We start from the raw sequence: 13,543 nt of genomic DNA, 5'->3' as shown, positions 1-13,543 counted from the left end.
ACCCCTTTATCTCACAAAATGGAACTGTCCTCTAATTATCTTAAAGGAAGTCCATCGCTCGGTCTAGTTCTGTTCCAAAGTGATCAAGAGAATGGATAGTATCCGGTCCGATTAAGCTGCTCTGCAATGACACGATACCCTCTTGCATTGGGATGAACTCTGTCCCAGAACAACAGTTCACGTTCACGGCCTTCAAACCTGTCATAGACCTGAGCACACGCATAGTTGCCTGATCCCGCTCCATTCAGAAACGAATTATATTGGCGCACCCAGTACGCAGCTTCCGTCGCTTGTGGATACGGGTTGTACAATCCGATGGATCGGACCATATACTCACTGTTGCCCTTTAACTGACGAATGTGCCGCATAATCTGGGATACATTACTACGGGTTTCTCCGAGCACCTGTGTCATTTTGCTGGCATTTGGAATGCCATTACTTGCTTTAAACGTACGAATCAGATCATTCCCGCCAATGGAAATGGTGATGATATCCGCTTCACGGAGCGATTGCCGCACTCGGGGATGCGAAGAGATCATCTGCAACATTTCCCCCGACGTCAGTCCATTCACGCCCATATTTTCCATGGATACAAACGTACGAACATTCATTTCCGCCATTCGCCGATATAAAGGAACAAAGCCGGTGCCCAGCAACGCTCCTGTACCTACCGTTAATGAATCTCCTATAGCCACATATCGATATACCATCCCGTCGCCCCTCTCTGCTGTGATTTCTCTGAACAATAATGAACTGCTCTATATCTTATGATGAGCGGCAAGACAAGGCGCGGGATGGTGTCCTTAGGCATGCACCTTTCTTTTGCATAAGATTGTAGTTTTCCTGTAGAGGTAAAAAAAGAAAAAGCCCTGCCGCATAACGCGGCAGAGCCTAATCCATTGCAATGCATTACATGCCTATGGTTCGATCCGAATCAACGGAATCTGATTGTTCCTTGTTCGGGAACGGCCACCAGTTGGCCCGGCCAAACATCTTCACCATCACTGGGACGAAGAATGGCAGGAACAACAGAGAGTACAAGACCAGTCCGCTAAGGACTACTGTGGCAATCTGCATCATCGAGAGAACACCGGATGGATACATCGCAGCAAATGTACCGCTCAGAATGACCGCTGCAGATAGAATAACGGTTCCCATGTTCTTCATCGCGTACAACATCGCATCCTGTACCTTCATGCCTTTGTTCTCATTGAAACGGTCCATCAGGAAGATGCTATAATCCACACCAAGTGCAATCAGCATGACAAACCCGAAGAACGGAGTAACCCAGCTGATGCCTGCGAATCCGAGGATATTAACAAAGATCACTTCGGTTAACGCCATTGATGTGAAATAAGCCAGTAATAAGGAAACGATCAGATACAGTGGCATAATGACTGAGCGAAGCAGCACGACCAGAATAATAAATGTGCCCGCCAGCATCAGCATTACAGTACGTGTATAGTCGTTATTCGAGATCTCCTGCAGATCTGCAAACGTACTGGTAACCCCACCTACGGCAATATCGGCTTTTTCAAGCGTACTGCCTTGTACCGCACGATGTACAGCCGCCTCAATGTCAGGAACACGATCAATGGCTTCTGTTCCGTATGGATTTTCGGCGAAAATAACATCAATCGTCATCGTCTTCCGATCTTGGGACAGATACGTATCAAATACCTGTGTGAAGTCTTTGCTGTTCAGTGCTTCTTCAGGAACGTACCAGCCTGCCAGATCGGAATCCGGTGAATTTTGTAATTGCGTCAGGTAGTCCTGCGCTGAATCCAGTCCCCCGGATACCTGTTTAATACCATCGACACTTTGATTCAAACCATCTGTCAATTGTGTCAGCTGACCACTCAGATCCGAGAAGCCTTGCTGGATTTTCTCCTGTCCACCTTGAAGCTGACCAAGCCCGTTCTGGATGGAAGGTATCTCCTTAATGACTTTTCCTTGACCATCAGCGGCCTGTTTCAGACCTGTCTCAAGCTGACTGATTCCAGTTACAATCTGGCTTAGACCATCGGCAAGAGCCTTCTGTCCGGCTGCTGCGGAGGCAAAGCCTTCATTCGCCTGATTAATTCCAGCAGCGGCTTCTCCCAGCTTGGTCTTAATCTGACCCAAACCTTGAGCGAGCTGCGCTGTACCCGAACCTGTTTCACCTATCGTACCTTTGATACGCTGGTAGTCCGCATCCTGCTGCAATTCAGGATAACGTTCTTCGAGTGCTGTGAAGGATTCAGACAGACTGGTTAAAGCCGTTGAAACCCCGTTCAGCTGTTGCTCCAGTTCACGGGTTCCATCGCCCAATGCAGCGACTCCTGCTCCCGCCTGACGATAGGCTTCAAGCAACTGATTGTTCGCCTGCGCGAGTTGATCTGCACTCGTTTTGGCTTGCTGAAGTCCTGCTTTCAGATCACCCGCACCTGCGGAACCATCCCGGATACCTTTTTCAATCTGGCCAAGTCCCTCACTGAGTTGCGAGATACCCGATTGCAACTGGGTGGTTCCTTTGGTCAGTTCACCTGCTCCATCAGCAGCTTCTTTTAACTGTGGTTCATTTTTACTTAGTTGACTGCTCGCTTCACTCAGACCATCACGGATTTTGTCCAGACCCGTCTTACCTTCACCAAGTCCTTCCGATAATGTTCCCACTTGCTGTGTAACTTCAAAATCTTTGATCTCATCACCCGTAGGTCGTGTCATACTGCGGACACCGGAGATCCCAGGTACTTTTTCTACTTCCCGGCTAATTTTTTCAGCAACGGCCATATATTTCGCATTATCCATCGCTTCATCGTTTTGAATAACGATCTGGCCCGGCAATGATTCACCTGGTCCGAAGCTGTCAGAGATAATGTTGAATGCTTTTACTGAATCATACTTCTCACCAATCTCATCGAGACTGTTGAACGACAGTTTGCCATCGTAGGTTGCCAGAAGTGGCACACAAACAGCCGCGACGATGAGCAGCGCAGCCCATGGACGTTTCAGTGAGAAGCGGCCAGCTGCACCATAGATCTTGCTCTCGGCATGATCCAGTGAACCCTTCGACGGCCAGAATAGCTTCTTGCCCAGCACCGCCATGAAGAATGGTACGATCGTCACCAAGGCAAGCATCATCACAGCGATACCCACAGCTACAGCAACCGCAGAGCGGTACAACATAAACTGGGCAAAACCGATCGCAATGAATCCAACCAGCACGGCAAGTGCGGAGAAGAGTACCGTTTTACCGGCAGTACGATAGGTAGCAATGATGGCATCCCACGTATTCTCATGATGAGCCAGTTCTTCCTTGAACCGACTGATCAACAGGATGCAGTAATCCGTACCAATCCCGAACATGACTGCGACCATAAAGATCTGGGTAAACGTGGATATCGGGAAGTCGAGCCCATCCACCAGGAATGCGACAATCTGTTGCGATACAATGTAGCTGATCCCCACCGTCAGTAGCGGTACAAACGGAGCTACAAACGAACGGAACACCAGGAACAGAATGAGTAAAATAAAGACAACGGTAATATATTCCGATTTCTTAAGCCCCTCTTGGGAACTTTCAATGGTATCTTCGTCAATCAAACCTTTACCGGTTATGTAGTGCTCCACATTGACGGACTTCAATGCTTCATTCAGGTCTTCCCGCATTTCCTTGACCGTACGATCTCCCTGATCAATGGATAGCGACGTTAGAATGGTTTTGCCGTCAGCTGAGATCATCTTCTCGGACAACTCAGGCTGAGAGAAAGGTTCCAGAATGGACAGAATGCCCAGCTTCTGCTTGTCGGCCTCCAATTGCTTAATAGCCTTCTCTGCCTCTTGTTTTCCCGTGGTACCCAGACCATCCGGATTATAAAATACAAGAGCGATCTGGCTGCCTTGCTGTTCTCCCTTTTGCGCTGCAGCTTCATTCAGAATCGCTGCAGCACGGGTGGAAGAGTATCCTTCCGGAACCGAAAACTGTCCCTTTTCCCGAATCAGTTCACTCATGTTAGGGGCGGTAAACATTAATACGGCAGCTACAACAACCCATAGCCCCATAAACCACCATCGTGCTTTCAATATCGTTCTCATTCGTTCTCCTGTCCTCCTTCATGCGTTAGCAAAGCTGCAAGCTTCTCAAAAGATTCAATGAAATTACGAACCTCTTCCGGTTTAAAATGAACCAGATATGGCTCCAGAATCTGCTGTATTTCCTGTTCTGTTTCCCTATACACTTGTCTTCCAGTCTCCGTCAGCGTCAAATATACGACCCTGCGGTCACGTTCATCTCCGGCCCGATGGACCAGATCGCGATCCACCAGCTTGTTGACCAAAGCGGTAATGCTGCTCTTGCCTATGCACAGAAGCTCTGCCAGATCGGAGGGTGTGCAGGAAGGTTTCTCCTCAATCAGACGAAGTGCGCAGAACTGATCGGTCGTTATGGTCTGCCCCACTTGTTCACGTATCCGCGTATCAAACCGCTTATTGACCATAAAGGAAGCATCCAGGTAGCGGTTCACCAAACTTTTTGCATCGGGTGTGCTCATTCTTCATTCTCCTTTCCAAATACATATAGTTCACTTGACGAACTATTCTTCTGTGAAACTATTCTATAATGAAACAATCTCTTGAAGCAATACTTTTTTCCTGGATTTATAATAAAAACGACAAAAAAACAGGACGTCCGACTCAGCTCATTGCCAAATCCAACATCCTGCTTTAATTATAATCTGTTTTCTATGCCAGACAGTAGAGACTGCGTTCGCGTTACTCTTCGTCTGCGTCTTCCTCTTTTTCAAGCACACAACGGAACCGCTCCACACCTGGATACAGCTCACCCAGACTGTATACGACGAATCCCGTATTCCGATAAAACTCCACGGCATCCAGCTCGGTCTCCGCAATCAGTCTATCCGGATTGTATGTTGCCAACAGTTGTGAGATCATACCACGTCCGTAATTTTTAAAGCGATTTTCAGGCAAAACCGAGATATGATGAATGGTAACCTCACTTGTTCCTGTCTTCTCATATCCAATCAGACCGATCAATTGTCCCTCATCTTCGTAGCCGGCCATTTTCAGTTCGTCTTTCTCTACATATTGTTGCAACGCACGATTCAAGTGATCCGGATCAGGAAAGACCGAGTAGGACAACAGCTCCTGCACTTCCGGCTCCTGAATGCGTGATTTCAAATTAATTAACACCTTGATTCCTCCTATACCTTGCTTGTTTCCGTTATCGTATTGTAGTCGTTAGCCTCTCAAAGTTCAAGTCGTATAACGATTCAGCTCGCATTGAAGCATATTCGGGATGTTATCCGAAACCTTGATTTGCGCCAAATGATAGGCATCCAGCAAAGCACCGCCAACTGCCGGCAAGTTGCTTGTTATGTATTGAATTCTTTTCCCTTCGGGCCTATAGGCAGCATCCAGTCCTTTCTGAACAGCCTCCACCATGTACGGTGAACTCAGACAGCTTCCGGTAAGCGCGATAGACACTGTTGGCTGATCGAAACAGCATGCCAGCATGAGGATACCCACAACAGCTGTATCGGCAGCAGAGTCACATACCCTAACCGCGAGGGGAATATTCCGGGCAGCTGCTTCAGTCACCAAAGGTGCCATTTGACCAAATCTCCGATTGGTAGCCTGTTTATTTTCAGCAAAACCAGACACTCCCAGCGCAGCAAGCTCCCGGATAGAGCCTACATGCCAATACGTTAAAACCTGCTCAATCCATTCTTGATCCTGCGACTCATAACGTCCTGCCAGTATGGAATGAACCGTGTCGTAAGCCAGAAAACGTGCTGCTGTCGGTGCATAATGACCGAACTGATCGTTGCGGAGCCAAGCCCCCCGTTCCGTTCTGCCAAGGATCAGAGAGCCTGTACCTCCAATAGCGACAATACCTGGCTCACCATCGAAGGCCGCAGTATGTGCGATGTGCGTATCGTTTACTGCACTGATTCTGCCAGTAATCCCCGTTCGAGCGAGTAACGCTTCCGCCCATACTGTATCTTCAGGCCGATCCAGACCTGCCATTCCTGCTTGAATGGAGACGATCTGGTCTGGCTTGAGCCCAGCCTTGGCTATAGCTTCAGCGATACCTTCCAGCACATTTTGCTCGGCATGAGTATCGTGATAACGGTTGCAACCACCTTTTTGTACATAGGACAAGAGCTTTCCGTACTGATCGGCGACAGCCACACGCGTGTGGCTTCCTCCTCCATCCATCCCAATCACGTATGTATTCATCCTTAACTATCCCCTTCCCAACGAACAATAAGAGTGCCGGGCTATTACTAGGTCCCGGCAGAGAGTTTATTGCTTTTGTACAGCGAAACGAAGCAGTTCACAACGAAACTGTGTTGGTTCATCATACTTTTCTTCTTCAATCGTCTGTGTAACATGTTCTTGAAGTAGAATATTCCAACCTTTGTAGGCATCCTCGAGCAAAGCGATCGCTTCAACTGTCTGCAGATTCAATTCAATTAACGGCTCAATTTCGCGGCCTGTATTGAGTTCTGTTTCTTCCACATTCGTACTCATCGTAATACAATGAATGCCACCGATTCGAGTTCCCGCTTGTAATCGTTCAAGCGCTTCCATGAAAGCTTGCTTATTCGACACATGCTCCAGACAAGAACAAGCAGCAATATAATCAAAATAGTTTGCCTCAACAGCATAATGCTCAACGTCTGCTTTTACTGCCTTCACAAGATGATCAACCTGATATTCTTTCGCATACTTGCGAAGCCCATCTACAGCCTCGTCCAGCAAATCCACACCGATGACTTCACTGTTCGTTTGTGCAAGACGCTGTGCAATGGGTATCGTATGCCTTCCTACTCCGCATCCCAGATCAAGGACACGCAGTTCCTGCTTGTGAGCAAGTAGACGTTCCAGCATATCCATAACCATAGGCATGGGCCTAGACATCCAGGTTCCTGAGGCAAATAGTTCATTATTCTGATAGAAGTTGGAATGATAACCTGCCTCTGCTTTTCGCGCAGCCTCAAATTTTTCATTGCCCATCAAGACACCCCCATAGTTTAGAAAATCAACTGCACTTCTACTTAATACCCGAAATGCCACACAGGAATCAATTCATTTCCGTATACCTTTTCATGGGAGATGTGCACGGCTCAAGGTCACGGTTTCACTTGGCTTCTGAACTTTCGGATACGAAGCTCGAAGGCGACAGGTTCTTTTCTAAGAAGGATTCCAATACCGCCTCATATCCAGTACGATCGACTTGAAACGCTGTACCATGACCCGCACGGGGAACAGTCAGCAATTCCTTTTCGGTTGGGCAAGCTTCATGCAACCTGTACACCATTTCCGTTGGTACGAACGTATCGGCCTCACCATGGATGAACAGCACAGGCACGTTGACTTTGGCAAGCTGTTTGAGAGCGGATGCCTCTCTGAAGGAATATCCTGCTTTCCATCTAGAGATCAGACTGGTGACAGGGATAAAGGGAAATGCAGGAAGCTTGTATAATTGCTTCAACTGGAACGTCAGTTCTTCTTCCACGGATGTATACGCACAGTCAGAGACAATCGCTTTAACCTGAATCGGCAGGGCTTCGCCACCTGTCATCAGTACAGTTGCTCCTCCCATGGATATGCCGTGCAATATGATTTCTCCTTGTGTACCCACTTGTTCAAGCACCCAGTTGGTCCACTGGACATAATCCTTCCGATCTAACCAGCCGAAACCAATAATGTCACCTTCGCTCTGTCCATGACCCCGATCATCCGGCATTAATATGTTATATCCATGCTTCTCCGCATAGAATCGGGCAAATCCGGCCATCTCTCTGCCTTTCCCCGAATAACCATGTGCCAGAATAACCGTCTGATCTGACCCGCTATTGGAACTAAGCCATGTACCGTGCAGTTTTAATCCATCATGCGATTGTATAGATATCTCTTCTGCAGGCTGAGCATCCAGCCACTTCAGGTCAGCAGCACTACTGATAATTTCATTGTCCGGTTCAGGCATCAGATTTGGGTTGTCCACCAAAAACGTTTTGGGCGTACGCCGAATGGCAGTTTTGAAAAAGTAGAGCCCTCCTGCCCACAGAAGAACAAGAACGATCAAGATCAGTGCCGCAAGTACGTAGAATAACATGAACGTGCCTACCTTTCTTTCCTAACTTAAGATGTGATCAATCTTTACTTACTCGTTGCAGCGCAGCACAGGCCGTTTGATAAGCGGGAAGCAAAGCGTCGAGCAACGGTTCTGCTTTACGCGGCTGGCCTTCCTTCGCGAACTGCTCGATCTGAGCGAACAAAGTCGATAGATAACTAATTCCCAGACTCAAACTCACTGATTTCAAATCATGGGCTACCTCCCTTGCAGCAGTATGGTCCCCCGAGACAATATGTCTGCGCAGCACTTCGATCTTGCCAGGGGTGTCTGTACGATACATGTCCAATAACATACCGAGGAGTGTACGATCACCATCGGTGTTTAATTCCGCAATCTCATGCACGATGCTCATATTCAGTACCTCTGTCGGTTCAGCCGATTGCTGCCACTTCTGGATCATCGTACTCAGAATCTCGAGCGTGAACGGTTTGCCGATGAAGTCATTCATCCCAGCTTCCCTACACTTGTCTTTCTCTCCTTGCATGACATTACCAGTCATCGCAATGATTGGCGTGATATGACGCATTTCATCCATTTCTATCGAGCGGATTTTGCGTGTTGCTTCCAAGCCGTCCATTAGTGGCATCATATAATCCATGAGAATCAAACTGTATTTTTTGCTGAGAAAAGCAGCTACTGCCTCTTCCCCATTCGAGACGGCGTCCACTTGGGTAATTCCCAGTTTTTTGAGCTGCAACATCACAAGTTGCCGGTTAATGACATTATCATCGGCCAGCAAGACAGTTACGGAAGGGGCTTCCTCACGTACAGATTGACCCTGAATTTCCTGAGACGAAGATGTGCTAAACTCGTGAACGGACTGGTTATCGTATTTCTTGCCCAGTGCAAGTTCGAACCAGAATGTTGATCCTTCACCCTCTATACTATCTACTCCAATCTGACCTTCCATGAGGACAACAAGCGATCTGCAGATCGATAGTCCAAGACCTGTTCCTTCATACTCCCTCGACCGTCCTCGTTTTGTCTGCATATAAGGTAGAAATAGTCGGGTCTGATCTTCTTCCGAAATACCAATGCCCGTGTCTTCAATTTCAAATCGAATCGTTTGTTTACTCTCATCATCTTTAACAAGAGCGACTCGTATCCCAACAGAGCCTTCTGATGTGAATTTGTTCGCATTCTGAATTAGATTGATCAGAATCTGTGTAATTCGCGTTGAATCCCCTTCAAGAGGAGAAGAGATTCTGGGGTCACAATCTACCGATAACTGATTTCCGTTCTTTCTGACTTGGGGGTCGAGCAAACGAACAATATAATTTATCGTCTCTTGCAGATGCACTTCTCCCCGTTCAAGTTGCATCTGACCTGCCTCAAGTTTGGACACATCCAGAAGATCCTGAATCAGCTTAAGCAGCAGTCTGGCAGCATCCTGTATAACGGAAACCGAATTCTCCTGTTCTTCAGACAACGGGGACAGCTTAAGCATCTCAGCCATCCCCAATATGCCATTTAATGGCGTACGAAAATCATGACTGATGCCTGCAATAAATGCGCTTTTGGATTCCCCTGCATCTACTGCTTGCTGACGTGCAGCTTCAAGACTGTTATTGTTCTTCGCAAGCAGACGCTGGAGTGTCACCAGTTCATTATTCATATCCGAGAATTCCGCAAGCGTCCGTTCCTCTTGCTCTTTGCTCCGGATCATCTGATCCGATAACTGCTCAATCGTTCTGCGTAGCCTCTGTATCTCTCCGTTCTCATTAGACAACACATCATCCCTCTCCTAATCCCTAACCATATCTAGATGATTACATATAGCTGGCTGAGCCAATAATTGTTCCGCAACCGCAACTGCCTCATCGGCTCCCGGAGCATAACCGTCGGCTCCTATCGTTTTCCACAACTCCTGATCAATATTAAAGGGATATCCCCCAACCATAATCTTCACATGTGCCGTTGCCGGATGATGACGAATCAGATGAATCAGCTCTTTGGCGAGATGAAGATGATACGTCATTGTGACAGAGATCGCAACTACATCGCCTTGATGGCGTTCTATGGCCTCAACTACACTTCCATTGGGGACATTGGCTCCCAGATAGTGCGTATCCCAGCCTTCCATCTCGAACACATCTGTGAGCATACGCAGTCCGATCTCATGTTGTTCACTGCCTACACAGGTGGCAACCAACCTTTTATCCTGCCCCGTATGAATCAACCAGCGAGAATAGAGACGTGATATGAATGACTGGGTCGCTGCCGTACAAAAGTGTTCTTGCCCCACACTGATCCGATGGCATTGCCACAATCGCCCCACTTCATATTGGGTGGGCTGAAAGATATAACGATAAATATCACGAATCGTCACCCCAGCCTCTAACTGAGCTTCAATGATCTCAAAAGCTTCTTTCCGTTTATTCTCAAGCAAACACTGCAAGTACGATTGTGCGGCCTCTCCATATGGCATGGATTCGTTAATGTAACCCACCTGTGGTTCCATTTGTGTTGTTCTATATATTCCCATCTCCAGATAATCGAGCAGAAGCGCCTTTGACGGATGGTCAAATTCTTCTTCCAATGTCTCTTTGATCAGATTGAGATTAATTGCCAGGTCTTCTTGTGATACCCGATAACCTTCAAGCAGAACTTTCAGCCAGGTAATATAATGAGTAAATAGGCCTGGACTCTGTACGAGCGCACTTTCTGCCAAATAGTTCAAGCTATACTGCGAATCTTGTTTGGTTCGCATTTTTCCGTTCTCACCAAATCGCTCAAGTAAATCGGGCTGTCTGAGATACTGTTTCTCCGTTATTTTATCAGCTAAGTTCCCCGATTCCTGGAGTAAACGTTCTCCTGCTTCTTGATGACTCATAGATGCACCCCTCCTCTACCCGCTTCACACCTCATTCATCATTCGTGACTAATATGGAATGAGATCGATGTTAGCTAACTTTCAATCGGGATAGGTTCCTCTACTTGATCCAATCCATCCATTCCGCTCTTAATCGTCCTGTTCCATTATACATGAACTTTTGATGATCATGTATTTTACCGTATACATGTATAGAACAATCTTCCTATATTATGTAGGGCCTTGCAAGTCAGTCAGCCAGTATATGCCTGTACTTTTCGAGTTACACAAAAAAACTGACCTGCGTTATGAACGCAAGTCAGTTTTCCCTTCTGCAGCCAGTCCAAGCTTCTTCAACATCTTAATCGCATCCACTTTCTCGGAAGGGTCAAGACCTTCCAAAGCATCAATGATAACCTGATGATGTTGAGGAAATATCTCTGTAAACAGCTGTCTTCCTTCCTCGGTTAATTCAGCGTAAATGACACGACGATCTTCCTTGGATGGCCGACGAAACAGCAGATTTTTATTCTGCAACTTATCTACCACATACGTAATATTACCACTGGACATTAACACCTTTTCACCGATCTTTTGCAAAGCCTGTGGTCCCTTATGATATAACAAATCAAGCACACCAAATTCTGTCGTATTCAGTCCGTGACTCTGGATGTCCCGATTGGAACGTGAGGTCACAGAATTGTAGGCCCGAACAAGAACCACGAATAATTGTAACGACAGTTCCCGGTTGTCCTCCGTGTTCAGCATTTCAATAATCCTCCATCAGTTGTTTACATTTCGGCTCGCATTAGAGGACAGCTTTTGCTCCCACTCCTCGCGAAGCATTCCCATACGAATTGAATCATAGTACTCCCCGCGAACGACACGACACTTCCGCATTCGCCCCTCCACCTGTAACCCGGCTTTTACAGCCGCACGCATCATTCGTTCATTACCGGACCAAGTAGTCAATCCAACCCGAACCAACGGCAGATGTTCGAACAAATGACTTGACCACATGACAAGTGAACGTGTGCCAATCCCGCGTCCCCTCTGGGCAGATCTGTATATTACAATCCCCATTTCCAGCCACATGGATGACTCATCTTCTATATAATAGCTGATCGTGCCTACAATTTGTTTGTCGGATTCAATGATACGGATCGATACCGGTTTGGAATCACTTGGATCCACGTCCATACGTTTCAACATACCTTGTTCGAAACTTTCATAACTTTCGTGTTCGAGTGGGTAATAAGGTGCATCCCATTGCTTCCATTCAGGTACGTCATCACTGTAGATCAATTCATAGAGTTCTTTCAGATCCTTGTTCTCCGCACACCGGAGAACAAGTTCACCATCGACGAGTGGTCGTTCTTTCATACGATGCAAAGCGCCCTCCTCCATATTAAGAACGATGAAGCTCTTCGATACTACCGTCCGAATTGGCAAGAATGACTGTGCTAGCCATATCCACAAATAGTCCATTATCAACTACACCCGGTAACATGTTCAGTTGAACATTCAGGTCCGCAGCATGATCAATCGCTTCCATATGGCAATCCGCGATCAGGTTTCCATTGTCTGTCAGGTAACGCTGCTCTCCATCCATCCGCCACTGTGGTTGACACCCCAGTTTTTCGAGCGCCTGGAAGGTCCACTCTGAAGCAAATGGAACAACCTCAACTGGCAACGGGAATTTACCCAACTTTTGCACTGCTTTGCTGCCATCCGCTACAATAATTAATTTGTCACTATTGGCCGCCACGATTTTTTCACGCAAAAGAGCCCCGCCGCCACCTTTAATCAGGTTAAATTCGGGATCTACTTCATCTGCACCATCAATGGTCAGATCCAGACGACCAATCTGGTCAAATGGAACAATGGGAATACCCCATTCCCGTGCAAGCTTGTCCGAAGCTTCCGAAGTGGCAACCGCTTGAATATTCAAGCCATCGAGTACCCGCTCACCAATTCGGCAGATGGCATAATAAGCTGTTGAACCTGTACCCAATCCAACCTTCATGCCATCTTCAACATATTCTGCCGCACGCTCCGCTGCTATCTGTTTAAGATTCATCTATAAACCCCCGCCTGCTCATAATTTGAGAAATGCATATGTAGTTATTATAGATAAAACCGCTTCCGATGTATATCCGTGCCTTCTGTTGCATCTTTGCATCTTATTTTTTCCAATGTTTAAGGATGTATTTTTACCCACCATGTTATAGAATACAGAATGAAGCTAAAAAATGGGAAATTTTTAAATAAACAGTTCTAAATACCTATAATTCGTCTGATATGTCCATAAATACGTAAAATATTAAAAAAAATTTAACGATACTATTCAATTTAACGACATTTTATACGACATATTAATTATAGATGTGTTTTAATATTTAGACACCTATGGTTCATACGGTACATAAGTCTCTACGAAAGCGACTAATAAACCAAGACCATGGTCGCATAAATTTCCTTTGGAGGGGATCACGGAATGATCTAGTTCACTGTACCAAAGCAACCCTAAAGTTTCTTAATTCAAAGAAGATCAGGAGTGGAATTTAGTGAAATCATTAAGTTGGAAA

General features: G+C 46.5%; 12 protein-coding genes. All 12 read right to left on the bottom strand.

Annotation, left to right across the window (positions count from 1 at the left end; translation table 11 throughout):
- Positions 1–83: 83 nt before the first annotated feature.
- Entirely contained in the window at positions 84–710 is a 627-nt protein-coding gene (locus tag NYE45_RS10475) for a GDSL-type esterase/lipase family protein (RefSeq protein WP_062833735.1), read from the bottom strand.
- A 199-nt stretch (positions 711–909) separates the two neighbouring features.
- Positions 910–4,077, bottom strand: coding sequence for an MMPL family transporter (locus tag NYE45_RS10470; protein WP_340016605.1), 3,168 nt, complete (start codon positions 4,075–4,077; stop codon positions 910–912).
- Positions 4,074–4,532, bottom strand: a complete 459-nt coding sequence (locus NYE45_RS10465; RefSeq protein ID WP_076330535.1) for a MarR family transcriptional regulator — start codon at positions 4,530–4,532, stop codon at positions 4,074–4,076. Before NYE45_RS10465 ends, NYE45_RS10470 begins: the two co-directional genes overlap by 4 nt.
- A 220-nt stretch (positions 4,533–4,752) precedes the next feature.
- A complete protein-coding gene (locus NYE45_RS10460) occupies positions 4,753–5,190 on the bottom strand; it encodes a GNAT family N-acetyltransferase (RefSeq protein ID WP_340016604.1) in 438 nt (145 codons plus the stop codon).
- A gap of 63 nt (positions 5,191–5,253) precedes the next feature.
- A complete protein-coding gene (locus NYE45_RS10455; RefSeq protein ID WP_340016603.1) occupies positions 5,254–6,240 on the bottom strand; it encodes a BadF/BadG/BcrA/BcrD ATPase family protein in 987 nt (328 codons plus the stop codon).
- 66 nt (positions 6,241–6,306) lie between these two features.
- Positions 6,307–7,020 (bottom strand): class I SAM-dependent methyltransferase, encoded by a 714-nt coding sequence (locus tag NYE45_RS10450; protein WP_340016601.1) that lies wholly within the window; start codon positions 7,018–7,020, stop codon positions 6,307–6,309.
- Between the two features lie 124 nt (positions 7,021–7,144).
- Complete coding sequence (locus NYE45_RS10445) at positions 7,145–8,122, bottom strand: alpha/beta hydrolase (protein ID WP_340016600.1); 978 nt, start codon at positions 8,120–8,122, stop codon at positions 7,145–7,147.
- Positions 8,123–8,159: 37 nt separating this feature from the next.
- The gene (locus tag NYE45_RS10440; protein ID WP_340016599.1) at positions 8,160–9,875 is read right to left on the bottom strand and encodes an ATP-binding protein; all 1,716 of its coding nucleotides are present in this window, start codon (positions 9,873–9,875) and stop codon (positions 8,160–8,162) included.
- Positions 9,876–9,887: 12 nt separating this feature from the next.
- Positions 9,888–10,976, bottom strand: coding sequence for a cobalamin-dependent protein (locus tag NYE45_RS10435; RefSeq protein ID WP_340016598.1), 1,089 nt, complete (start codon positions 10,974–10,976; stop codon positions 9,888–9,890).
- 285 nt (positions 10,977–11,261) lie between these two features.
- The gene (locus NYE45_RS10430) at positions 11,262–11,723 is read right to left on the bottom strand and encodes a MarR family transcriptional regulator (protein ID WP_062833727.1); all 462 of its coding nucleotides are present in this window, start codon (positions 11,721–11,723) and stop codon (positions 11,262–11,264) included.
- A gap of 15 nt (positions 11,724–11,738) precedes the next feature.
- On the bottom strand, positions 11,739–12,338 hold the full coding sequence (locus NYE45_RS10425) for a GNAT family protein (protein ID WP_340016597.1): 600 nt from the start codon (positions 12,336–12,338) through the stop codon (positions 11,739–11,741).
- Between the two features lie 25 nt (positions 12,339–12,363).
- Complete coding sequence (gene rpiA / locus NYE45_RS10420; RefSeq protein WP_340016596.1) at positions 12,364–13,035, bottom strand: ribose-5-phosphate isomerase RpiA; 672 nt, start codon at positions 13,033–13,035, stop codon at positions 12,364–12,366.
- Between the last annotated feature and the right edge of the window lie 508 nt (positions 13,036–13,543).

The sequence above is a fragment of the Paenibacillus sp. FSL K6-1318 genome (assembly GCF_037976905.1).
GTDB classification, from domain to species: Bacteria; Bacillota; Bacilli; order Paenibacillales; family Paenibacillaceae; genus Paenibacillus; species Paenibacillus amylolyticus_A.
The sequence above is the reverse complement of the archived record's forward strand: the minus strand, read 5'-3'. Positions and strand labels throughout refer to the sequence as shown.